This window comes from Halomonas sp. 3F2F (genome assembly GCF_014897805.1).
Lineage (GTDB): Bacteria > Pseudomonadota > Gammaproteobacteria > Pseudomonadales > Halomonadaceae > Vreelandella.
In genome coordinates, this window is record NZ_JABUZE010000051.1 from 20,612 (window position 1) to 42,669 (window position 22,058).

The window sequence follows — 22,058 nt, forward strand, 5'->3', positions numbered from 1 at the left end:
TCAAACAACGCCTTGACTACGCAGGTAGTCGTCGTAGCTGCCGCTAAAGTCGACAAGGCCCTCGGGCTGCATATCGATAATGCGCGTGGCCAGCGAGGAAACAAACTCGCGGTCGTGGCTGACAAATATCAGCGTGCCTGGGTAGTTCTCCAGCGCTAAGTTCAGCGCCTCAATCGATTCCATATCCAGGTGGTTGGTCGGCTCATCCATTAGCAGCACGTTCGGGTTGGTGAGCGTTAGCTTGCCAAACAGCATGCGCCCCTGCTCGCCACCGGAAATGACCTTCACCGATTTACCAATATCGTCGCTGGAAAACAGCATCCGACCCAACGCGCCGCGCACCACTTGCTCACCGCCTTTGGTCCACTGGCTCATCCACTCGAAGAGCGTGGCATCAACAGGAAAGTCGTCGGTGTGGTCTTGGCCAAACATGCCAACTTCCGCCGCATCGGTCCACTTCACTTCACCGGCATCGGGGTGTAAATCACCCGCCAGGGTTTTCAGCAGGGTGGTTTTACCAATGCCGTTGGGGCCGATAATAGCAATGCGCTCACCCGCTTCTACGGTCATCGAGAAACGCTCGAAGAGCGGCTTCTCATCGTCGTAGCCTTTGGTAATGGCATCAACATTCACGGCATTGCGGTGGATCTTTTTATTCTGCTCAAAGCGGATAAACGGGCTAACCCGGCTCGAAGGCTTGATATCTTCCAGCTTGATTTTATCGATCTGGCGCGCCCGTGAAGTGGCCTGTTTGGCTTTGGAGGCGTTGGCCGAGAAGCGGCTAACAAACTGCTGAAGCTCGGCAATTTGGGCTTTTTTCTTGGCGTTATCCGAGTGCTGGCGCTCGCGGGCAGCAGTGGCGGCAGTCATGTAGTCGTCGTAGTTGCCGGGGAACAGGGTAATTTCCCCGTAATCCAGATCCGCCATGTGCGTACACACACTGTTCAGGAAGTGGCGGTCGTGGGAGATGATAATCATGGTACTGCTGCGCGCTTTGAGAATATCTTCCAGCCAGCGGATAGTATTGATATCCAGGTGGTTAGTCGGCTCATCGAGCAGCAGCACATCCGGGTCGGAAAACAGTGCTTGGGCCAGCAGCACACGCAGTTTCCAGCCGGGAGCAACTTCGCTCATCGGGCCGGTGTGCTGTTCAATGGGAATACCTAGCCCCAACAGTAGCTCCCCGGCGCGAGACTCAGCGGTATAGCCGTCAAGCTCAGCAAAGCGTACTTCCAAGTCGGCCACCGCCATGCCGTCGGCTTCACTCATTTCTGGCAAAGAATAAATCCGTTCGCGCTCGGCGGCTACTTTCCACAGTTCAGCGTTCCCCATGATGACGGTATCGATGACCCGCTCGTTCTCATAGGCAAACTGATCCTGGCGTAGCTTACCCAGCCGCGTGCTGCTATCCAGCATGACCTGCCCGGAAGAAGGCTCAAGCTCGCCACCCAAAATTTTCATAAAGGTGGACTTACCGCAACCATTGGCGCCAATCAAACCGTAGCGATTGCCGTTATTAAATTTGACGGAGACATTTTCAAACAGGGGCTTGGCCCCAAACTGCATGGTGATATTGGCGGTTGCGATCAAGATGTGAGCCCTGGTTAACAGTGTAATTGCGCATTCAAAGGCTCGCGATTCTACGCGCCTTTGGGCAGCGTTACACCTCCCACCTAGTGAGCATTGTCTAGCGTAGCCGGAAGTTCGAGTAGAAAACGTTCACCATCAAGTGCTTGGCGCAGCCGTGCGTGCAGTATCGCGACGATGTCAGGGTGTTCGCCAACCAGCGCGGTGGTTGTCACACTCAAACCTGGGTGGCGCTGTTCAGCGGCGGCACAAATCTCGGCGATATCGCCACCTTCCCCCGCATGACGCCCAGGCGAGAGAAACAACATCGCTAAGATGACCGGGCCTGATTGGAACTCCGGCGTATCCAATAAATGCTCCAACAGCGGCTCGTTAAAGCGATATTCGTCACCTTCACGGCGTTCCATCGAGGCAGCCGCCACACAAGCCACGTCATCACCAAGCAGTACACTAAGCTGTCCCGCCAAGCGGTTGCGCACGGCGGTCACTTCAGGAATCGGGCTGCCATGATCGACCAGCGCTACATGCGGCGTCGTTCCCGCTTGATGCTTATCGCGCACGTTGTCGGCCAGCAGTTTGGCTAAGCGCAGGTCATTATTGCCCCGCTCATCCACCAGCGGCTGGGCCACACGAACGCTCACCTGGGGAAAACGCGCCTGCAGTGCTGCCATGCGCTCTGGCAAGTAGCCCGTCAGTGCTTTGCTTGGGCCAAAGAAGAACGGCAGCACAATGATCTCTGTCGCCCCATTCTCGGCACTGCGCTCAGCAGCCGGGCCCAGAGTCATCGCGGGGATGCCGTCAACCTCTTCAGGAGGGATTTTATTAGAGTGCAGCAAGGAAGCCGCCTGCACGGTTTCGCCTAACTGCTGGCTGAGCGCAGATGCCGCGCGGCGCAGGTTGTGGGTTGCCTGAGGCCGTAATGAGCCGTTATCGACGAGAAAAATAGCGCGCATGTCGGTCTCCGGAAATGGTCAAGTAAGTAATCACTAAAGGCATGATAAGATGAGCGCTTTAACCGATGTACCGTACTCATGATGCTTGATAGCGATGTTTGATACTACCGCCCTGAACCAGCAAAGAAACTTCTTCGATGGCCATACCGATATCTGGCTTTTTGGTTATGGCTCGCTGATCTGGAAGGCCGACTTTGCCTACTTGGAACGACAGCCCGCCTACATTACCGGCTGGGCGCGACGTTTTTGGCAAGGCTCTCACGATCATCGTGGCACGCCGGACGCACCGGGGCGCGTCGCTACGCTGATTCGTGCCCAAGGGGAAGTATGTCACGGCATGGCGTACCGCATTACACCCGACGTGCTGGCACCGCTAGATGTACGTGAAAAGAACGGCTACCTGCGTGAAAAAGTGCCGCTCACTTTTCTAGCGCAGCGTGGCAATGTGCAGGCGGCAAAGGCAACAACGGAAGGGCTAATTTACTTAGCTACTGAAGATAACCCAGCCTTTCTGGGCGAGGCATCGTTGGATGATATTGCACACCAAATTGCCCATTCCCATGGCCCGAGCGGCTCGAATAAAGCTTACTTACTGAACTTAGCCCAGGCGTTACGCGAATTAGGCACAGACGATGCGCACGTTTTCGCCATTGAGGAGCAGCTACACCGCTACCAATAACGTGGATAACGGCGGTGGCGCGCTAAATTATTCACCAAAATGGCCACTACCAGCATGACCACGCACCCAGCGCCAATGGGGATCAGCGGATACCACCAGCCCAGTTTGTGGACACTCGCCCCACCTGCTACCGCAATCAGCGCAGCGGCAGCCCCCGGCGGATGCACGGTGTGTGTCAGTTGCATCACCAGTATGGAAAGCGACACCGCTAGTGCCATCGAGATAGGCGTTGCCCCCAGCAATTGGTAGCACCCCACCCCCACCAGCGCCGACAAAACACTGCCAAACAGTACATGGCTTGGCTGGGCAAACGGGCTTTCAGGCGCTGCATAAACCAACACCGACGTTGCCCCAAAGGAGCCCACGATTAATAACTGCTGCGAGAGCCAAGCGGCGCTTAGCCAGCATATAACGGCCATACCAGTAAAAGCGCCCAGCCATGACCAGCAGGCATCTTTCCAGCCGACGGGGCGGCGCGCCGTTGGCTCTCCTCGCATCTTGCCAAGATAAGCTTTCATTGCTCCCCCTCTGCACAAAAAGAGTGCAGATGATGGCAAAATGCACCAAATAAGCAAATGATAATTGATCACTTATCTAATGAAACTGACTCAAGGGCGCTCGCCCTCTCTACATCATTAGCCACGACAGGATAAACAGCGCCAGCACAATACGCACGATGGCTCCTAGTAAGGAGCCTCGTAGCAGCGCTCGAAAGCCGCGCCATAACAGCCACAAGCCAATTACCAACACCAGAATGCTAAAGAACGACGCATTGATACCCAGAGAGCGGGTTAGACCATCAATAAAGTCATCAAACGCGCCGAAAAAGTTGGTGAAGAAGCCCAATAAAAACTCCACCATCACGCGAATAGCATCGCCAATCGCTTCGCCTACACCATCAAAAAATCCGTTTGCCTGCATGCGTTATTTCCATCGCTAAAAGGTTTTCGATATTGTCAGTTAAAACCACGCTATTGCAAAGCATGCCCATTAAGCAGCGTGCTCCTCTCTTTTGCGTCTTTGCGTCCCCCCCTTAAGACGTTTACCCTATTTCACTTTTTCGACTGACGCGTTACAACGTTGTCAACGCAATAGCGGGAGAGACTGGTGCTAGCCACCAGCGCCGAAGGAGCAACGACCCCGGAAACTCTCAGGCCACCGGACCGCTATTGTTACGGTATTTACTAGAACAGTAATTACTAACACTTTCCGAAGAGCGGCTGATGACTGCGTCACTCAGCCCACCGAAGGAGCAAGCGCCTCCTCAAGATGCGTGAATCTCTCAGGTTCCATGACGGAAGGGGTACGCCTAGCCAATGTTGCTAGGGGTATCGCTTGACGCTCATACAATCTGGAGAGACACATGCAACGCATTGCTATTATTGGCGGTGGGATCACCGGTATTACAAGTGCTTATGCTCTGGCAAAGCGCGGCTTTGATGTGACTGTTTTTGAAAAACACCGCTATGCGGCGATGGAAACATCTTTTGCCAACGGCGGGCAGCTGTCGGCCTCGAATGCTGAAGTGTGGAACCACTGGCCGACGGTGCTTAAAGGCCTGCGCTGGATGCTAAAAAACGACGCGCCGCTCCTGGTCAACCCTCGCCCTAGTTGGCACAAACTCAGTTGGTTTGCAGAGTTCATCGCCGCCATTCCCCGTTATGCCGACAACACCACGGAAACCACTCGGTTAGCGATTGCTGCCCGAGAACACTTATTCCAGTGGGCGAAAGACGAGCAGATTGATTTTGATCTTAAACAGCAAGGCATTCTGCATATCTACCGCGACAAAGCTGGCTTTGATCACGCCTCGCGCGTGTCGCAGTTGTTAGCGAAAGGCGGCCTTGAACGCAGATCGGTCACGCCGGATGAAATGCGCGCCATCGAGCCAACCCTGGCAGGTAGTTACTATGGCGGTTTCTATACCGAAAGCGACGCCACTGGCGATATCCATAAATATACCAACGGCCTTGCTCAAGCAGCCGCCAAGCGTGGCGTGCAGCTTAACTATGGCCACCATATTGACGATATTGGTGCTGACGAGAATGGGGCTTGGGTAAGCGCCACGGTAGATAACAACAGCATGAGCCAACGGTTTGACAGCGTGGTAGTTTGTGCGGGGACCGGCAGCCGCGCCATTGCCGCCAAATTAGGCGATCGCGTTAATATCTATCCCGTAAAAGGCTACTCCATCACCGTACAGCTAGATGACGAGACCTCTCAGCAAGCCGCGCCAACCGTCAGCCTGCTAGACGATGAAACCAAGTTGGTAACCAGCCGCTTGGGGCTCAACCGCTTCCGCGTGGCTGGCACCGCTGAATTTAACGGCGCGAATCGCGATATACGCAACGACCGCATTCAACCGCTGGTTCGCTGGGTAGAAGAGTGTTTCCCTGGCGTGAGCACCCAACGCGTAGTGCCCTGGGCAGGCCTGCGGCCGATGCTACCTAATATGCTGCCCAAAGTTGGACCTGGCCGTTTACCGACTGTTTTCTATAACACCGGCCACGGCCATCTAGGCTGGACACTGTCAGCCATTACCGCCGAAATGCTGGCGGATGCGGTGGAGGAGAAAAATATCCTCCGCGAGCCAGCCCCCCAACCGCTTAGCTAATGCCAACCATGACAAGTCCGGGCAGGCTTCCGGTAAGATATAGAACACCCCAACATAGGCGTGTTTTATGCTTAACCAGCGTGCATTAACCTACCTCAATGAAGTGATTCGGCGCGGTTCGCTCAGGCGTGCCGCCGCCCACCTGAATGTCGATGCCTCTGCCGTTAGCCGCCAACTAAAAGCACTAGAAGAAGAGCTGGATACCCAGCTATGCGAGCGACACGGAAGAGGGATGCGTGCCACTGCAGCGGGCCAGCTACTGGTGCACCATTTTCATGCCCAGCGGGCTTCAGAAGAAGCGGTGCTCTCCCAACTAATGGCACTGCAAAGTCTCGCGAAAGGGGAAGTTCGCATTGCCGTGGGAGAAGGGTTTATTGCTGACCTGATCGCCGCACCGTTAGGCACTTTCATGTCAGCGTTTGACGGTATCAAAGTTGAAATCCGCATGGCGGGTGTCAATGAAGCGATGTCGTTACTCCAAGATCGCGAGGTGGATATAGCGCTACTTTATGCACCGCCGGTAGACCCGCAACTTTTCTGCCACGTGGAAACGCGCCAGCCGCTCGATGTCATTGTCCCCCCCAATCACCCACTTAGTGATCTTAATCGCCCGGTAACGCTGCATGACTTAAAGGAGTGGCCTCTGGCGTTAATGGACAATCCTTTTGGTATGCGGCAAATGGTCAATATGGTGGCTCACCAGGAGCGCATTCATCTTGAAGCACGCCTGCATACAAACTCTGTTGCGGTGTTAAAGAATTTTGTCCGCTCAGGCATCGGCGTTACGTTTATGCCCGAACTCACCGTAGCGGATGAGATTGAGCGCGGTGAGATCTTCACACTCCCCATGCAGTACCCGGTGATGAACGGTACGCGGGCACAAATTGTTAGCCTGAAAGGACAGGAACTCCCAGTCGCCTCAATCACTTGCATCAATCATTTGCACAAAGGCATGCGCTTTTTCTCCGCCGATGCACCACGACTGTTGCAATAAAAGCCACAGTTTAGGTATTGCATAGTCAACACCTCAATACATAGTCTTCTAGTAGGCACTCCTTATAAATCTAATAACGCGCCCATAGCGCCCCGTAGTTCACGACAATAAACCAGGAGACTGACTATGTACCCAGCAAAATTGAGCCAACACTTTGCGCCTAAACAGCTTATTTCCGCATGCCTAGTAGGCTCTGCTTTGATGGCAGGGAACGTGCTTGCAGCGACTACGATTAATCTAAGTTACAACGGTGCCCCAGACCCGGAAAAGAACGCTGTCCACGTCTTTGCAGAGAATCTTAAAACGTTGGTAGACGAAAAAACTGACGGTGAGATCCAGCTTAAGCTCTATCCGAATAGCATGCTCGGCGAAGAAGAGGAGCGCATGGAACAAACCATGAATACGCCCATGCTCAATGTGGCGTCATTTGCGGGTGTTTCTCCTCTTGTGGATGAAATCTTCGTTAGCGCTATTCCGTTTCTGTTCGACGATTTTTCTGCAGCCCACACTTTCTTCGATGAGGGTGAGTATTGGCAGGAAGTCAGCAACGCTCTGCAGGAGCGTGCCGGTATCGATATGCTAGCCGTTGTGGAAGAGGGCGGCTTTTTGGCGTTCACCAATAACGAAAGACCGATCAGCCATCCTGACGACTTCGAAGGACTCCGCTTCCGCGCCATGGACCCTAGCCAAGTCGCTCTTTATGAGGCCTTCGGCGCCTCCGGCACTCCCATCCCCTGGACAGAGACCTATATGGCACTGCGCACCGGGGTGGCTAACGGGCAAATGAACCCGCCGATGTATATCATCTTAGGCAGCCTTTACGAAGTGCAGGACTACCTGACCCTCGCCAATATCCAGTACTCCGACCAGTTCCTGGTAGGCAACAGCGACATGATCGCGGGTTGGGATGATGAGCTTCGCAGCGCCTTTATGGAGGCCGTATCCGAAGCTAATCACAATGCCCGTGAGCACAATGAGGAGCAGGTAGAGGCGCGTATCGCCTATCTGGAAGAGCAAGGCATGGAAGTCATTCGCCCCTCTGAAGAAGAGCTAGCCGCTTTCCGCGAAATCGGCCAGCCTGCCTACCTTGAGTGGCTCGGTGAGCGTGATATCGAGCAGCGCTGGATCGATATGGCATTGGAAGATGCAGGCATGAGCGAACTGCTCGACTAACGGCTGTTAACAACAGGGGCTGGCACCTTACCGGCCCCCTATTTCCAGTACTTAATATCCTAGTACTTAATACTCCAGTACTTAAGACCCTAGCACTTAATATTCAAGTGCTTAACGTTCCTGTGCTTCATGGAAGGCTGCCATGTTTAATACGCTTCGATCCCGTCTTTTAGCGATCAGCCGCCCTGTTACCTTAACTCTGGCGGGCGCACTGTTATCGCTCAATGTTGCGGCTATTCTGTTTGGGGTGTTTGCACGCTACATCGCTGGTGGCGCGCCGATCTGGACAGATGAGCTATCACGTTTCTTGATCATCGCCACCGTAATGCTCGCGGCTGGTGCTGTCTGGTCTGAAGGAGGGCATATGCGCGTTGGTCTGTTAGAGAAACGACTGCCCGTCCCCTTTGCTCGCTTGCTAAACGTGTACCAATGGCTACTCACCCTACTAATTGCGGCAGGCGGGGCATGGGTTAGCTATCGCTATGCACTGTCGGTCAGTATGTTTACCACTTCTGGGCTCGGCATTAGCCGTACGGTGCCACTGCTTTCGCTACCGATTGGTTTTCTGCTGCTGGCTTGGCATGTGCTTCTCTATGGCCCTGCACCACTCAAGACCATCGAGGACGACCTATGATTGTCACTATGCTGGTTGTTTTCCTGGGCCACGTTTTGATTGGACTGCCCCTGTTTATCGCCCTGTTGACCACCGCGATAGTCGGCTTTCTATTTGTCGACCCCTCAATGATTCCACGCATGCTGCCGCAGCAATTCTTTGGTGGTATCAATGTATTCTCCTTGATGGCGATTCCGTTATTTATCTTCGCTGGCAACCTGATGAACGTCAGCGGCTTAACCGAACGCTTGATGGGGCTCGCCCGCCTGATGGTAGGGCATTTGCGGGGCGGCATGGGGCACGTCAATGTGGTGTCGAGCGTATTCTTCGCGGGTGTTAATGGCTCAGCAGTGGCGGACACCTCGGCACTTGGGTCGCTATTAGTACCTGCCATGGAGAAGGAGGGCTACTCGCGAGCCTTTGCCGCAGGGTTGACCGCCGGCAGTTCGTTAATCGGCCCGATTATTCCCCCCAGCATCTTTATGATTCTCTACGCCTCACTGACCAATACCTCGGCCGGCAACCTATTTCTGGCAGGCGTCGTTCCAGGGCTGCTACTAGGCGTTGCCTTTATGGGCATGAACGCTTGGTATGCCTGGCGCCATCGGTTACCCAAAAGTGGTCAGTTGCCCTCACTCAGCCAACTTGGCATTGCCTTTATAGCCGCTCTGCCTGCACTTATCGCCCCTTTTATTATTGTTGCTGGCATCGTGCTGGGCTTCGTAACGCCGACCGAGTCGGGCGCGTTGACAGCGCTGTATGTCGCGTTGTGCGGGGTCGTGCTGGGAGGATTGCGTTTTAAAGAGTGCTGGAAAGCTATTGTCGATACGGCACGCTTAACCTCGGCGATTTTTCTGATTATGGCCGCCTCAGCGACAATTAGCTGGTTACTCTCCTATGCACAAGTGCCCGCCCAATTTGTCTCGCTGTTATCTCCTTACATAGACAACGCAGTAGTGATTCTACTGTTACTGAGTGCCATTACCTTTATAACGGGCATGTTTATGGAGGAAGTGTCAGCGCTGATGCTACTGACGCCTATCTTTGCGCCAGTGGCAATGATGGCGGGTATCGACCCCATTCATCTGGGTGTCATCATCACGCTTAACATTACTATCGCGTTAATCACCCCGCCGCTAGGCGCCTGCGTGTTTGTCGCCGCCGCGGTCAGTCGGCTGGAGATAGTGTCGCTATTCAGAACCATTTGGCCCTTTGTGCTAACAGCGATTGCGGTGCTTCTTCTACTCATCCTGTTTCCGCCACTCACGCTTTGGCTGCCTACACAGTTTGGATAGTGCTCTTCTTGAATAATCCTTTGCTTGGATAACATGATGCCTTTGAACACACTAGTGAAGGCCTTACCGCCTCTACCCAGCCACCTAGCTCCAAACTGGGAACAGCTACGCCGAACATCTATTGAAGATAATGGTGAGCGCTTGGTGCCAATGAGCCTCGCCCCGGCACCGATTAGCGTATTCCCCGCCTATGCTCGGCTGGGCATTCCCGGCGCGGTACCAGAGTGTTTCGTTCGGGAAAGCGTTTATCGGGCGCTACTCGCCGCAGCGCGCAGCTTGCCCGAAGGGATCGGTCTAATTGTGCTGGACGGCTGGCGTCCATGGCGGGTACAGCAGTACCTATTTGATACCCTGCACGAAGCCATCCAGCATCATCAGCCCGACCTCAGCGAGGCGGAGCTACTGGAGCGCACAAGGGAGTTTGTTTCGGTTCCCAGCCGCAATCCACTAGAACCGAGCCCACATCTCACCGGTGGTGCCGTCGATGTCACGCTATGTGATGCCGATGGCCTGCCGCTGGATATGGGGACACTGTTTGATGAAGCGATCCCCGCCTCTCATAGCGACTATTTCGAGCACCTGGAAACGCTAACGCCGCAGCAAGTCAACGCCCGAGATCACCGCCGCCTGCTATACCACACCATGCAACAGCAAGGCTTCACAAACCTGCCCAGCGAGTGGTGGCACTTCGACTACGGCGATCAATTATGGGCCTACTACGGGTCACATCAGCAGGCCCATTACGGCCCGGCAGAGTTGGACACCATTGAGAATCGCTGGCGCCGACAGCTGTAGTTGACTAGGCACGATGCCACTCCAGGTAAAGGGCATCGTCGCCTAGAACTCACACTACCTTATCAAGTATGCTCAGATTGCGTTTCCCGCTACCGCATGCTTGCTACCGATAGACGAGCTTGCTCTTGCTACCCAAAGCCGATAAAGCGCTGGGGTAAAGAAAAACGACACCAGCGTTGCCAAAAGCAGCCCAAATCCGACGGTTTGCGCGAAAGGTGGCCACAATCCACCTGCCGCCATCATTAATGGAATTAATCCTGCGAAAGTGGTGATCGTCGTTGAGATAATATGACGACTGGTGGGGCCGCTAATGACCGCTAACATGGCATCGATATCGCCTTGGCGTGCCGCTTCATCGTCGTCAAACGCAGCAATGATGATAATAGTGGCATTAATCGCCACACCCACCAGCCCCATAATGCCGACAATAATGACAAAACCGAATGCATGACCACTGAGCAGCAGCGCTACAATGCCCATGCCCATCGCCTGGGCACCGGCAATAAACACAATGGCAGCGCGGCGAAAGGAATTAAACGCCAGCACGACCGTTGCCACCATGGCAATCACCAACAGTATCACCGAGGCCAGCAGGTTACCCACGGCTTCGCTACGTTCGGCGGCCTCTCCACCGGTTTCAATGCGATAGCCAGAAGGGAGGTGAATTTCTCCTGCATTTAGCGCGTTCTGCAACGCGTCCTCTAGCTGTGCCATGGAAACTGCCGGCAACGCATCGGCTACCAGGTAGCCTTGCACTAACTGCACCCGTTCCGCATTACGGCGAGTAATCACACTCCAGGCTGGCGTTAGCGATACCTCCGCCACTGCCGCTAGCGGCAACCCCTCTGCGACGCCATCACTGACTAAGCGCAGCGCAGCAAGCTGTTCAGCATCGGTGCGCCATTCACCAACATAACGCACTCGGACGGGAAGCTGCTGAGTATCTTCCAGCAGCATGCCTGCAGACTGGCCTGACAGTGCAGCACCAACCTGTTCCGCTAGGCGTTGTGGCGTGAGGCCTGCATCGTGAAGCGCCGTTTGGTCGATATCCAGCGTTAGCCTGGGCAGGTCGCGCTGCATGCCTGCGCGCACATGGGTTACCTGAGGCAACTGATGCATTAGATTCGCTAGTTCAAGTCCCAGCGATGACAGTATGTCCAAGTCATCGCCATAGACCCGTAGCTCAATCGGTGCTTTAAACGGAGGCCCCTGCTCATACTTACGCACCACGCTTTGCGCCTGCGGAAAGTGCTGATCAAGTACTTGCTGCAGCATTGGCACCCGCTGGTTAGTCACCGCTAACGACTCGGCATCGACAATTAAGTGTAAAAACGCTGGGTTGTTATCCTCATTGGTCAATACGTTGTAGTACATCATGGGGGCACTTTCGCCGATAAATGCCGACACCCGCTTGATGCCCGGCAGCTCTCGGATAAGGGTTACGGCTTCATCGGCCAACGCAGCGGTATTGGCGATGCTGCTAGCCGGTGGCAAGCGTACTTCAATGTGGAATTGGTCACGGTCTGCCGGTGGAAAAAACGCGACGTCTAACGTTGGCATTAATGCGATACCACTCACAGGCACGCATAAGGTAATGATCATGGCAGCCACCGGATGACGCAGCGAGCTACGTACGGCCCCCCGAAAACCACGCTTAATCACGTTATCTTGTGAGCCTGACGGTTTCTTCGCCACGCTGGCCAGCAGCATCGGAGAGAGCGCTGGCACTAACAGCAGCGATACCAAGTAAGAACTCACCAGCGCTACAATAACGGCCAGGGCTAGCGGTCCTACGAACTCTCCGGCGGGCCCCGGCATTAGCACAATTGGCATAAACGCCAGAATGGTCGTCAGGGTGCTAGCCAGTAACGGCACGGCTAAATGGCGCAAGGCATCTCGGGTCGCGGCAATCACTGAGTCCCCTTGCAAGAAACGCTCACGAAGGGCGTTGGTCATGACAATGGCGTTATCCACCATTAACCCCAGCGCCACAATAATGCCGGTAATGCTCATTTGGTGGATATCAATACCCAGTGGCTTGAAAAACGCCAACGTGAGCAGCGCCGTGGCGGGAATCGCTAGTCCCACCGTGATCGCCGAGCGCCAGCCCATGCTTAAAAACAGAATAGCCACTACCAGCACTAACCCTATCAGCAGGCTGCTAGCGACATCGCTTAAGCGCTGATTGGTGTAACTGGCTTGTTCAAACACCACTTCAACATCAAGGCCCACGGGCAGCTCGTCAGCAAACGCCATTAGCTGTTGCTGAGCCCGTTCAACCCAAACATCAATACGCTGGCCGGGAGCCATACGGGCACCCACAAACACAGCTCGTTCGCCGTTAAGCAGCGCCATGGCGGCGGGCGGGTCCTGCACGCCGCGGCGCAGCTCGGCAATCTCACCTAGCCTCACCGTTTGGCCCTGCCGGATAGCCACGTCGACATCGCGCAACCTGTCCAACGTATCAAATTCACCGCTCAGCCCGACCGTTAGCCGATGGCCTTGAGTAACCACTTCGCCTGCCGTGCGGCGGCCATCACTTGCTTCAATGGCGGCGGCCAACTGGCCTACAGAAAGCCCCAACGCATTTAGCTCTAAGGGGTCGACCATGACCTCGACCTGCTCTCCTGCGACACCAAACAGATGGGTGTATTCCGTGCCTGCAACACGCCTAAACTGATCTTCTAGGCGTTCAGCATAACGCTCCATCAACTGCGGATTGGGCGAAGAATCTAGTGTCCAGCGCAGGGCGGCCACCATGCTAAAGGCGTAACCGCGGTCATCCAGCAGCTCTGGTGTTTGCACACCGGTTGGCAAGGTTGGCGCGATATCGCCTAACTTATCTCGTACTCGGCTCCACACGGGGGCGACATCAACAACCGCGTCTTCTAATTCAAGACTGATAACAGCGATGCCCTGGCGCGACGTAGATTCAAGCACTTGGATTTCTGAAATAGTGCGCAACTCGTTTTCAATGGGCCGCGCTACCAGCGCTTCAACCTGCTCCGGCGTAGCACCAGGAAACGGCGCAAGCACGGTAGCCATACGCGCAATCAGATGAGGGTCTTCTGCCCGAGGAAGCGTTTGAATAGCCGATAGCCCAGCCACAACCAGCAACCCCAAGGTTAATGCCACTAAACGGCGGTTAAATAACCACTCAATGCGCTGCATAAGCCATATCCTCGCTGAGGGTGACCTGCTGCCCAGGGGTGATGCGGTGAATGCCGCTAGTAATTAACCTTATTCCTGGCTCAAGGGTTCCGCGCACAAAGGCTTGATCGCCTTCAGTGTGCAGTAATTCCACGCTCGCCCGTGCCACACGAAAATGCCCCTCTTCCAGCGGTTCTGCCACCAGTACGTTCCACAATCCTCGCTCGGCAGCACGTAAGGCATCTAGCGGCACCCAATAGCCACTGGCAGGCTCTACCACTGCGTAGCCAAGTTCAACGAGATCACCAGGCACCGCGCTGTTTGAGGCGTCAAGCGAGACAACCAGCGTCTGCATGCGGCTGTCGCTGTCAATATGGGGTAGCCGAGCACGCACCTTACCGCCGATAGCGTGGTGATTAACGTTGAGTGTTACCGTCTCGCCTGGTGTAAACGTCGACGCTAACCGAGCAGGCAATCCTAGATGCGCTTCAAGTTGCTCAACATCGATCAGCTCAAACGCGGCGGTACCGCTAGTCACTAAACTACCAACGCTGACATGACGCTCAATGACGCGTCCGGCGAAGGGCGCTTTTAATGTGCTGTCCTCAAGATCAGCAGTAAGACTGTCTCGTTCCGCCGCCAGTGCCGCAAGGCGGGCTTGAAGCGTTAACCGATCCGTGCGCGCTTGGTCCAACGTCGTACGGCTGGCGAAGTTACTTTGATTAAGCTGCGCTTCACGCTCTTCTTGGCGCTGGGCAAAAGCAAGGCCGGCGCGGGCTTCCTCACTGCGTGCGGCCACTTCTGCCAAACGGCTTTCAAGACGACGGGTATCCAGTATCGCCAGCACATCGCCCTGCTCAACTGCACTCCCCCTATCAGCCAACACTTCGCTAACACGGCCAGCGGGTTCAAAGGCAAGCGACACTGACTGACGTGCAACCACTCGCCCCGTTAAGCGCACGTCCCGCTCCAGCTGTTCGGAGTGGGCAAGAGACTGCGTCACCACTTGCAACAAAGCGTTATCCGTTTCTTGCTGGTTAGCCAACTGGGCACGACTGTGCTGGCTAGTAAGCGCAACCACCGCAACTACCGTGATACTCATCATAATTAAGGCCGCCAACGTGCCACGACTCCGGTGGCGCCAGGAAGTATTGAAGGAAGTGTCCATAATGGCCTCGAAATGGTTTATTCTTGAACGATACGGTTCACTATAATATGTGTACGCCAGCGTTCAATATTTATTTATTCGATAGGCACGGATTTTACGCAATGACGGACTCGCAACCTTTACCGCCTGACAAAAAACGCAGCGCCGGTCGCCCCAAAGACATGGCTAAGCACAACGCGATGCTAGACGCGGCGGCCTGCCTATTTTTTCGCTTTGGGCTCGAAGGGGTGACCATGGAAGCCGTTGCCCGTGAAGCGGGTGTTTCCAAAGTGACTGTGTACGGCCATTTTGCAACCAAAGAAGCGCTATTTGGCAACGTCATTCAGCGTGAAACCGCCCTCATTCGTCATGGGCTAGAACAGCTTCCCGACACTCATGAAGTCGTGCGTCAGTCACTGATTGAAGTCGGCACAAGCCTCGTGCGCTTTTTGTTGGAGCCCCACGTGTTAGCCGTTGAGCGCGTTATGAGTACACAGGGAAGTCAGCACCCCGAACTGCTACTGGCCTTTTTCGAATCAGGCCCCTGGGCCACTAAAAAGTGGCTGCAGGAAAAGCTTGAGGGGCTAGCCCGCGCCGGGCACTTAACACTTAACGCACCCACACTAGCCGCCGACCAACTCTGTAGCATGTGGCAAGGCATGTTAGTTATGGAGGTGCGTATGGGGGTTCGTCAGCTCCCCAGCGATGAAGAGATTCATCGTCAGATCAGCAGCGCAGTGGATGTATTTTTGGCGGCGTATGGCAAGCAGGCGTAACAGACATGGCAAGCACATGCCTCCTGCGACGATCATGTGATGGCGTAGTGGCTCGCCCTGAACGGGCCATCCCAGGGAATCTCACTACCGCTAAATGCAGTGCGTTAAGCTCACCCCTCCCGTAATGCCTCTACCACTCGTTCAGCCAATACCTCACTGGCATCACTACTGCCCGCACGCTTGACAAGAAATACCTGATAATCGCCCAATGGCGGTAGAGCATCGTTGTTTAACCGTTTGAGCGGTGGGCGAATCAAGCTTTTCGGAAAAGCCGTCACAGCCAGATCAGCCAGCATAGCCGCTTCCTGACCAGCACAATGGTCACAGGAGTAAGCGATCCGGTAATTAACCCCAGCATGATCAAGGGCGTTTAGCGCGATCCTCCGCCACGCACACCCCTGTTGAGCCAAGGTCACCGGCAGCGGTGTGCGTTCTACGGCAACGCCATCCTCACGACCAGCCCACACTAACGGTTCGCTATGCACCACATCACCGCGCGCCGCCTGACCAGGCTCTCCGCCCATCACCAGCGCCAAGTCGAGTTCTCCCTCATCCAGCCTAGCGAGCAGGTCTTTGCTGCGCCCAACGACGACATCGACCTGCACGGCCGGATGCGAGCGAGCAAACTGAGCAAGCACATTGGGTAAAATACGCCCAACGACGTCGTCAGTTATACCCAGCCCCACGCGCCCTTCTATGGTGGGAGCTAAAAACTGAGTCACGGCTTCAGCATTGAGCTTAAGCAGCCGTCGACCATAGCCCAGGAGTACTTCCCCCTCGGTAGTCAGGCGCACATAGCGCGCCTCGCGCACAAATAGCGTTTGCCCAAGTGTTTCTTCTAGCCGTTTGATCTGCATGCTCAGTGCAGATGGGGTGCGAAATAGCTGCTGGGCGGCGCGGGTGAAGCTGCCGCTCTCCGCAATCGTCACAAAGGTGCGTAGCACCTCGCTATCCAGTAACGGCAAGGCAGCTCGGCTGGGAGCTATGGTCGATAGTTGATTCATCACGCCCACCTTTCAGAAAAACTTAACGATCAGTGTAGATCTTTTCGTTTGATTGATCCAAGGCGAAGTACCAAGCTGTTCACAAGAGGTCGCGACCCTCTCACTTATTGACCACAAACCATGCCTGTCCAGTCGGTGCCCAGACACCGCTGCCTGCACAGTCGTTGTGAAAAAAGAGGTGCGCGATGAAGTGTGAATGTTCAGCCCAACATGCCCAAAATGCATGGGTAAAAGCCAGCCAATTAGCGCCGCCCCCAAAGCCACCACAAGTAGATTTTTACATGCCTGCCATGCCGTCAATGAGGCTAATTCGCGCGCTAGATATGGGCTGGTGGCGTTTCCGGCGGCGCTGTCTTTTCCGCCGCCATATACTGCCGCTATTGGCCTACGATGATCAGGTGCTGCTGGATATTGGCCATTGCCGCGAAGATATTCTCTGGGCCAACAAGCTCCCATTGAAGATCGACGCCATCCACGCGTTAGAAGCCCGGCAGAAAAAGCAGTAAGCCCAAAAGGCTCAGGATCAAAAAAAGCTCCGAACCTTTCACCGGTTCGAAGCTTTTAATGGAAGCTCTCAATAGCGTTTTAAGCACCCAAAATGGTGACTAGGACTCAACCGCTATTTTCACACCCCTATCGGCCCACCATCGCGCTTCTGAATAACTACGGTAGATGCCCGAGGGCGTACCTGACCGCTGGCCTCAGCGGTGGCATCTTGGGTCAGTGCACTACCATCCGCGGGCCAGTTGCCGGGGTGCTGAATATTAATAAACAGCGCCGTTTTGTCCGGCGTCGCAAAAATGCCGGTCACTTCACAACCGTTCGGCCCTACGGCGAAGCGTTTCAGTTGCTGCTGGTTGCTGTTGTTAATCACCGGGCCGGTACCCTGAATCTCGTCCAGGCTGTTAGGCACCACGGCTAATAGCTGGTCGTTGGTGTACTCGGTAATGCCTTCGTAACCATTATCGGTCTGTATCCAGAGAATGCCCTGACCATCATCACGCTGGTCAAACCACAGACCATCGGGGCTGGCAAACTGGTTCATTTCAGTCAGGCCAGAATGATTGCCTTCATCATTAGTGGCGGCACCAAACACAAACACTTCCCAGCGAAAGGCATTCGGCAAGCGGCTTTCACGCCAGCGGATAATGTGACCTGCTTCGTTATTAGCGCGTGGATTAACGGCGTTGGCCGGGGCTGTCTCATAGCCTACCCCTAGCTGAGCAATGTCATCGCCTTGATTGGTGAAAGTAGCCGCTGCAGCTTCTTCGCTACGCTTCGAATTATTGGTCAGCGTTAGATACACCTCGCCAGAGGAAGGATCCACGGTTGCCCACTCTGGGCGGTCCATTGGTGTCGCTCCCATTAGATCCGCTGCATCACAGGTGTTAATAATCACTCCAGCTAAATCATCCTCTGCCAAGCCCAAAGCCGTTGCCAACGAACGGCCATCGCGTGTTTGCGCGTTAGGTGTTAGCGGCAACCACTCACCGCTGCCATCAGCGTTGAAGCGAGCCACATAGAGGGTGCCGTTATCCAGATATTTACTACCAATGGCGAGGCGGTCATACGCTTCACCCGGACGATTGGCATCGGCGGGATCCCAGGCAGCGTCAGAAACATACTTATAGACGTACTCGTTGCGGGAATCGTGGCCAGAGTAGTACACCACGGGTTGCCCTGCTTCCAGCTTACCTAGCCAGCACCCTTCATGACGGAAACGACCAAGTGCCGTGCGTTTTACCGCGTAAGCATCACTATAGGGATCGACTTCAACTTGGTAGCCAAAGGTGCGCGCTTCGTTGCGGTAATCATCTTCAGCACGCTCGCCCCGTGGCGTGATATTGAAACGCGCAAACTCATCGTTTTCTTCAGAGGCATCACCCGCCGAGGTATCCCAACCATAGCGGCTTTTATCGGTAGGAATACCAATCCGCGCGTCGTCCTGGAAGAGTTGGCCGTGATTAATGAACACATTGGGCCAGTTCTCTTCGCAAGCGATATAAGTACCCCAGGGCGTTAACCCATTACCACAGTTGTTATTGGTGCCACGGGTTTGCGTACCCGCTGGGGAGAAACGCGTTTTCACATAGTCACTGCCTGCCACTGGGCCTGCAATTTCCATCACCGTCGCGCTGGTAAGACGGCGGTTATAGCGGGAGCCGGGCACATGCGACCAGTGTCCGTTAGCGTCTTTCTCAACTTCCACAATAGTGACACCGTGAGCGTTGATTTCAGTACGCGACTCTTCGGCGGGGCGCTTGCCTTCTGACGTATTGGTCGGGCCACCTTGAGGTGCCCACAGCGCTGCTTGATCGATATATTCGTTGTTGAGCACCAGCACAAAGCGCCGTGAGGCGTTGTCAGCATCCAGGGCAAAACTAGCCATTCCATCGTGGTTCATACCCACGCTAGCGGCTTGACGCTCGGCGGTCATTGACTGGTCGGACTGCCAGCTGTCACCAGCGCTCAACGGCGTGCCCCACGGCACCAGCACTTGGGCAACATAGCCTTCAGGCACTACGACAGCATCCGTTAGCGATCCTTGAACCGCCTCAAACGCCAGCGTCAACGGCGTTTTTTGCGCCCCGTTTGAAGCCAGTGCTTGGGCGGCACCGCCAAAGCCAAGCATTGAAGCAGCGGCCAAACCTAAGCCGCCCCGCATTACCGCTCGTCGCGAAACATGCTGCGCTAACACATCCGCAAACGGCTGGTTGCTGCTCTGATTTAACAGGCGATGGTCTTCAATTTCCTTGCTCATAACTACGATCCTCTCGTCACGGTTAACACGCGCTAGTTTTATGTTAAGAGGACACTAATCAATTTAAATGACAGGGTAATGACGAGAACTCTACTGTTAGGTGAACGTTCATTCGCAAGCTATTCCCCACCTTTAAAAACTGTTGGTTAAGCATCTGCACGGTGGTTAGGTAAGGTTGGGAGTGATGGTTGTGAGAGGTAGTCAAATCTGCTAAATTAATGCTAATAGTTATCATTACCACAGGAAACAACCTCTCATGCAGCCCAGAAAAAAAGACGTTCCGCCAGAAGGCTCGCCTAGCGCATCTCGCGAAGTGACAAGTCAGGCGCTGCTTGATCAAGACGGTCAGTTGGTTATTCACCATGAACAGCGACGCTATGTGCTGCGACGCACGAAAAGCGGCAAGCTGATCTTAACGGCGTAAGCCTTTTAAAATAATCACTTACCTACTACTTACCCTTTTAACCAGCCAGGTAGCCCATCGCACCCAGCCAGCAACATTATCCATCACTTTCTGCTGGAACTGTCTGGCCCATGAAACCAACTCACACGTTAGGCTTTTGCCTTACCTTACTCCCTCTTCTGCCTGCCAACGCCAATGACTCGGGCTTAGACCCCCTCACAGTCACAGGTACCCGAGCACCGACGGATCTGTCCCGCGCACCGCTGATTATCGACATCATCGACCGCCAAGACGCAACGCTTGCCACCGCGAGCCGCGTTGAAGACGTGCTGAGCCGCCAGCCTGGCCTGCATGTGGCTGGCCAAGGACGCCGTAACGGCCAAACGCTGAGTATGCGTGGCTTCGGCAGAAATGGTGTACTGGTGCGCCTGGACGGTGTTCGCCAGGATATTTCCACTGGCCATGTGGGCAACTTCTTCCTCGACCCAGCGCTGATCCAAGAAGTGCAGATTGCCCGTGGCTCGCTTTCCAGTCTGTACGGTAGCAATGCCATGGGCGGCGTTGTTAGCTTTACCAGTGTCGAGGCCAGCGACCTATTAGCCCCAGGTGAAGATAGCGGTGCACGTCTTTCTCTAGGCGGGGCAACAGCGAACGACGAGCTACGCGGCAGCCTGACGGCGTTTGGTCGCCGCGCCACGGCTAACGGGCAAGTGGATGGGCTATTTTCTGTGGGCCGTAGCGAGTCCGGCGATATTCGTCGCGCGGGCGGTGATGATGCAGTAGAAGATGCCAGCCTCAATAGCCTGCTTTTAAAAGGCGGCTGGGAACCAAGCGACGACCAACGGGTGTTTATTAGCTGGCAGCACTATGATGAGCGCGCCACCCAACCCGCTAATCCGCAACAGCTATCAACCAACGCTAGCAACCCATTACGCGACCGTGATGTTGAGAGTAATAACGTACAACTTGGCCACCGCTGGCAACCGAGTGGGGCCACTGAAATCACCTCTCAGCTTACCTTTAGCCAACAGGATATCGACGAACCACAGGCTAACCGTACCCTTGAGCGGATCGGCCTGCAGAGCGATGGCTATCACAGCATCGACCATGGCTGGCTTTCACAAACGCTGGTGTTTGGCGCAGAGCTGGAACAGGCTCGCCAACGGCCTGACGGTGAAGCGAATGGTTTCCCTCACGCTGATATCGATACCCAGTCAGCCTATCTTGATACCACGCTTACTGCGGGCCGCTATTTAGCAGAGGGCGGCGCGGGGCAGTTTGACGTCGGCATTGGCGCGCGCTATGACCGCTATGACGCCAGCGGTCAAAACGATGCCGACAGCGTGCACGACCAAGTGTCGCCGCGCTTCCGCCTTGCCTGGCGACCCGACGACACCTTGATGCTGTTCTCCGGCTACGCCGAAGCCTTCCGCGCACCCAGTCTTTCCGAGCTTTACGCTAATGAGCGCCACTTTGCCGGTTTCTGCGCCGGGCCCACCTTCTGCACGCCGGATAACTACTGGATTCCCAACCCTAACCTGTCGCCTGAAACCAGCCGCACCTGGGAAAGCGGTGTGGTATGGCACCAAGGCGACTGGCAGGCGCGCGCCAGCTACTTCGACACTCGTGCAGACGACTTCATTGACACTCAGGTCGATATCATGGCGGGCACGACTCAGGCCGTAAACGTGCAGCGTGCTCAGCTATGGGGCTATGACGCCCGACTTACTTGGCAACCTAGCGCATTCCCGCTGCTGACCAGCTTTGTAGGTCTTTCAGAGGTATCCGGCAAAGATCGCGACAGCGGTGAGGCCCTGGGTAGCCAAACACCTCTGGAAATGACGCTGGGCAGTGACGTTGCGCTTTATAACGGCACTGTACGGGTCGGCTGGCAAAGTCGCTTTGCTCAGGCGTTCGACAAACAGGGCGACGATGAACGCCTGCCAGGCTATGGGCTGCACGATATCCACCTTGCTTGGCAAATCACCCCCGCTATTGATACCGCGCTGCGCCTCGCCAACCTCGGCGACAAAGTATGGTATCGGCCCGATGGCAGTCTGGGCGACGGACGTAGCCTGTTCGCCACCCTCAACTGGCAGTGGTAACTCCTTGCA

At 55.1% G+C, this 22,058-nt stretch carries 19 protein-coding genes and 2 riboswitches; of the genes, 11 read left to right on the plus strand and 8 right to left on the minus strand.

Annotation, left to right across the window (positions count from 1 at the left end; genetic code table 11):
* Nucleotides 1-1,590 (minus strand): ABC-F family ATPase, encoded by a 1,590-nt coding sequence (locus tag INT21_RS06010; protein WP_193059502.1) that lies wholly within the window; start codon nucleotides 1,588-1,590, stop codon nucleotides 1-3.
* Between the two features lie 83 nt (nucleotides 1,591-1,673).
* Complete coding sequence (locus tag INT21_RS06015) at nucleotides 1,674-2,540, minus strand: sirohydrochlorin chelatase (protein ID WP_193059503.1); 867 nt, start codon at nucleotides 2,538-2,540, stop codon at nucleotides 1,674-1,676.
* Between the two features lie 94 nt (nucleotides 2,541-2,634).
* On the opposite strand from INT21_RS06015, the gene INT21_RS06020 reads away from it, so the two are divergent.
* Nucleotides 2,635-3,219 (plus strand): gamma-glutamylcyclotransferase, encoded by a 585-nt coding sequence (locus INT21_RS06020; RefSeq protein WP_038478724.1) that lies wholly within the window; start codon nucleotides 2,635-2,637, stop codon nucleotides 3,217-3,219.
* Here the strand turns inward: INT21_RS06020 and INT21_RS06025 are convergent.
* Both INT21_RS06025 and INT21_RS06030 read right to left on the minus strand, forming a co-directional pair.
* Nucleotides 3,210-3,737 (minus strand): HPP family protein, encoded by a 528-nt coding sequence (locus tag INT21_RS06025; RefSeq protein ID WP_193059504.1) that lies wholly within the window; start codon nucleotides 3,735-3,737, stop codon nucleotides 3,210-3,212. The two genes, INT21_RS06020 and INT21_RS06025, sit on opposite strands and share 10 nt — an antisense overlap.
* Before the next feature lie 109 nt (nucleotides 3,738-3,846).
* Complete coding sequence (locus INT21_RS06030) at nucleotides 3,847-4,140, minus strand: hypothetical protein (RefSeq protein ID WP_193059505.1); 294 nt, start codon at nucleotides 4,138-4,140, stop codon at nucleotides 3,847-3,849.
* A gap of 164 nt (nucleotides 4,141-4,304) precedes the next feature.
* A riboswitch (glycine riboswitch) is annotated at nucleotides 4,305-4,395 on the plus strand.
* Nucleotides 4,396-4,418: 23 nt separating this feature from the next.
* Nucleotides 4,419-4,527: riboswitch (glycine riboswitch) on the plus strand.
* A 55-nt stretch (nucleotides 4,528-4,582) separates the two neighbouring features.
* On the opposite strand from INT21_RS06030, the gene INT21_RS06035 reads away from it, so the two are divergent.
* The 6 genes from INT21_RS06035 to INT21_RS06060 all read left to right on the plus strand — a co-directional run bounded on the left by INT21_RS06035 (nucleotide 4,583) and on the right by INT21_RS06060 (nucleotide 10,703).
* Complete coding sequence (locus INT21_RS06035) at nucleotides 4,583-5,833, plus strand: D-amino acid dehydrogenase (RefSeq protein ID WP_193059506.1); 1,251 nt, start codon at nucleotides 4,583-4,585, stop codon at nucleotides 5,831-5,833.
* A gap of 67 nt (nucleotides 5,834-5,900) precedes the next feature.
* The gene (locus tag INT21_RS06040; protein ID WP_193059507.1) at nucleotides 5,901-6,827 is read left to right on the plus strand and encodes a LysR family transcriptional regulator; all 927 of its coding nucleotides are present in this window, start codon (nucleotides 5,901-5,903) and stop codon (nucleotides 6,825-6,827) included.
* 126 nt (nucleotides 6,828-6,953) lie between these two features.
* The gene (dctP, locus tag INT21_RS06045; RefSeq protein ID WP_193059508.1) at nucleotides 6,954-8,000 is read left to right on the plus strand and encodes a TRAP transporter substrate-binding protein DctP; all 1,047 of its coding nucleotides are present in this window, start codon (nucleotides 6,954-6,956) and stop codon (nucleotides 7,998-8,000) included.
* 142 nt (nucleotides 8,001-8,142) lie between these two features.
* Nucleotides 8,143-8,634 carry a TRAP transporter small permease gene (locus INT21_RS06050; protein WP_193059509.1) on the plus strand — a complete coding sequence of 164 codons (492 nt, stop codon included), beginning with the start codon at nucleotides 8,143-8,145 and terminating at the stop codon, nucleotides 8,632-8,634.
* Nucleotides 8,631-9,908 carry a TRAP transporter large permease gene (locus INT21_RS06055; RefSeq protein ID WP_193059510.1) on the plus strand — a complete coding sequence of 426 codons (1,278 nt, stop codon included), beginning with the start codon at nucleotides 8,631-8,633 and terminating at the stop codon, nucleotides 9,906-9,908. The genes INT21_RS06050 and INT21_RS06055 overlap by 4 nt, the downstream gene beginning before the upstream one ends.
* 33 nt (nucleotides 9,909-9,941) lie before the next feature.
* Entirely contained in the window at nucleotides 9,942-10,703 is a 762-nt protein-coding gene (locus INT21_RS06060; protein ID WP_442311354.1) for a M15 family metallopeptidase, read from the plus strand.
* 72 nt (nucleotides 10,704-10,775) lie between these two features.
* Here the strand turns inward: INT21_RS06060 and INT21_RS06065 are convergent, their stop codons facing one another.
* Complete coding sequence (locus tag INT21_RS06065) at nucleotides 10,776-13,874, minus strand: efflux RND transporter permease subunit (RefSeq protein WP_193059511.1); 3,099 nt, start codon at nucleotides 13,872-13,874, stop codon at nucleotides 10,776-10,778.
* A complete protein-coding gene (locus tag INT21_RS06070; protein WP_193068154.1) occupies nucleotides 13,861-15,021 on the minus strand; it encodes an efflux RND transporter periplasmic adaptor subunit in 1,161 nt (386 codons plus the stop codon). Before INT21_RS06070 ends, INT21_RS06065 begins: the two co-directional genes overlap by 14 nt.
* Before the next feature lie 101 nt (nucleotides 15,022-15,122).
* Here INT21_RS06070 and INT21_RS06075 point away from each other — a divergent pair, with 101 nt between their 5' ends.
* Nucleotides 15,123-15,776 carry a TetR/AcrR family transcriptional regulator gene (locus tag INT21_RS06075; RefSeq protein WP_193068155.1) on the plus strand — a complete coding sequence of 218 codons (654 nt, stop codon included), beginning with the start codon at nucleotides 15,123-15,125 and terminating at the stop codon, nucleotides 15,774-15,776.
* A 110-nt stretch (nucleotides 15,777-15,886) separates the two neighbouring features.
* Here the strand turns inward: INT21_RS06075 and INT21_RS06080 are convergent, their stop codons facing one another.
* Nucleotides 15,887-16,780 carry a LysR substrate-binding domain-containing protein gene (locus INT21_RS06080; protein ID WP_089040581.1) on the minus strand — a complete coding sequence of 298 codons (894 nt, stop codon included), beginning with the start codon at nucleotides 16,778-16,780 and terminating at the stop codon, nucleotides 15,887-15,889.
* Nucleotides 16,781-16,965: 185 nt separating this feature from the next.
* On the opposite strand from INT21_RS06080, the gene INT21_RS06085 reads away from it, so the two are divergent.
* A complete protein-coding gene (locus INT21_RS06085; RefSeq protein WP_193059556.1) occupies nucleotides 16,966-17,286 on the plus strand; it encodes a hypothetical protein in 321 nt (106 codons plus the stop codon).
* A gap of 119 nt (nucleotides 17,287-17,405) precedes the next feature.
* Here the strand turns inward: INT21_RS06085 and INT21_RS06090 are convergent, their stop codons facing one another.
* Nucleotides 17,406-19,541, minus strand: a complete 2,136-nt coding sequence (locus INT21_RS06090) for a PhoX family protein (protein ID WP_193059555.1) — start codon at nucleotides 19,539-19,541, stop codon at nucleotides 17,406-17,408.
* A 256-nt stretch (nucleotides 19,542-19,797) separates the two neighbouring features.
* Between INT21_RS06090 and hemP the strand changes: the two genes are divergently transcribed.
* Together hemP and INT21_RS06100 are read left to right on the plus strand one after the other, a co-directional pair.
* Nucleotides 19,798-19,965, plus strand: a complete 168-nt coding sequence (gene hemP, locus INT21_RS06095; protein WP_084183610.1) for a hemin uptake protein HemP — start codon at nucleotides 19,798-19,800, stop codon at nucleotides 19,963-19,965.
* A 110-nt stretch (nucleotides 19,966-20,075) separates the two neighbouring features.
* On the plus strand, nucleotides 20,076-22,049 hold the full coding sequence (locus INT21_RS06100; RefSeq protein WP_193059554.1) for a TonB-dependent receptor domain-containing protein: 1,974 nt from the start codon (nucleotides 20,076-20,078) through the stop codon (nucleotides 22,047-22,049).
* The last annotated feature ends 9 nt before the right edge of the window (nucleotides 22,050-22,058 follow it).

Bases quoted from the DNA above. Each gene is read 5' to 3' on its own strand.
- INT21_RS06015 (WP_193059503.1), bottom strand. From the start codon at position 2,540: ATGCGCGCTATTTTTCTCGTCGATAACGGCTCATTACGGCCTCAGGCA.
- INT21_RS06020 (WP_038478724.1), top strand. From the start codon at position 2,635: ATGTTTGATACTACCGCCCTGAACCAGCAAAGAAACTTCTTCGATGGC.
- INT21_RS06025 (WP_193059504.1), bottom strand. From the start codon at position 3,737: ATGAAAGCTTATCTTGGCAAGATGCGAGGAGAGCCAACGGCGCGCCGC.
- INT21_RS06030 (WP_193059505.1), bottom strand. From the start codon at position 4,140: ATGCAGGCAAACGGATTTTTTGATGGTGTAGGCGAAGCGATTGGCGAT.
- INT21_RS06035 (WP_193059506.1), top strand. From the start codon at position 4,583: ATGCAACGCATTGCTATTATTGGCGGTGGGATCACCGGTATTACAAGT.
- INT21_RS06040 (WP_193059507.1), top strand. From the start codon at position 5,901: ATGCTTAACCAGCGTGCATTAACCTACCTCAATGAAGTGATTCGGCGC.
- dctP (WP_193059508.1), top strand. From the start codon at position 6,954: ATGTACCCAGCAAAATTGAGCCAACACTTTGCGCCTAAACAGCTTATT.
- INT21_RS06050 (WP_193059509.1), top strand. From the start codon at position 8,143: ATGTTTAATACGCTTCGATCCCGTCTTTTAGCGATCAGCCGCCCTGTT.
- INT21_RS06055 (WP_193059510.1), top strand. From the start codon at position 8,631: ATGATTGTCACTATGCTGGTTGTTTTCCTGGGCCACGTTTTGATTGGA.
- INT21_RS06060 (WP_442311354.1), top strand. From the start codon at position 9,942: ATGATGCCTTTGAACACACTAGTGAAGGCCTTACCGCCTCTACCCAGC.
- INT21_RS06065 (WP_193059511.1), bottom strand. From the start codon at position 13,874: ATGCAGCGCATTGAGTGGTTATTTAACCGCCGTTTAGTGGCATTAACC.
- INT21_RS06070 (WP_193068154.1), bottom strand. From the start codon at position 15,021: ATGGACACTTCCTTCAATACTTCCTGGCGCCACCGGAGTCGTGGCACG.
- INT21_RS06075 (WP_193068155.1), top strand. From the start codon at position 15,123: ATGACGGACTCGCAACCTTTACCGCCTGACAAAAAACGCAGCGCCGGT.
- INT21_RS06080 (WP_089040581.1), bottom strand. From the start codon at position 16,780: ATGAATCAACTATCGACCATAGCTCCCAGCCGAGCTGCCTTGCCGTTA.
- INT21_RS06085 (WP_193059556.1), top strand. From the start codon at position 16,966: ATGAAGTGTGAATGTTCAGCCCAACATGCCCAAAATGCATGGGTAAAA.
- INT21_RS06090 (WP_193059555.1), bottom strand. From the start codon at position 19,541: ATGAGCAAGGAAATTGAAGACCATCGCCTGTTAAATCAGAGCAGCAAC.
- hemP (WP_084183610.1), top strand. From the start codon at position 19,798: ATGCAGCCCAGAAAAAAAGACGTTCCGCCAGAAGGCTCGCCTAGCGCA.
- INT21_RS06100 (WP_193059554.1), top strand. From the start codon at position 20,076: ATGAAACCAACTCACACGTTAGGCTTTTGCCTTACCTTACTCCCTCTT.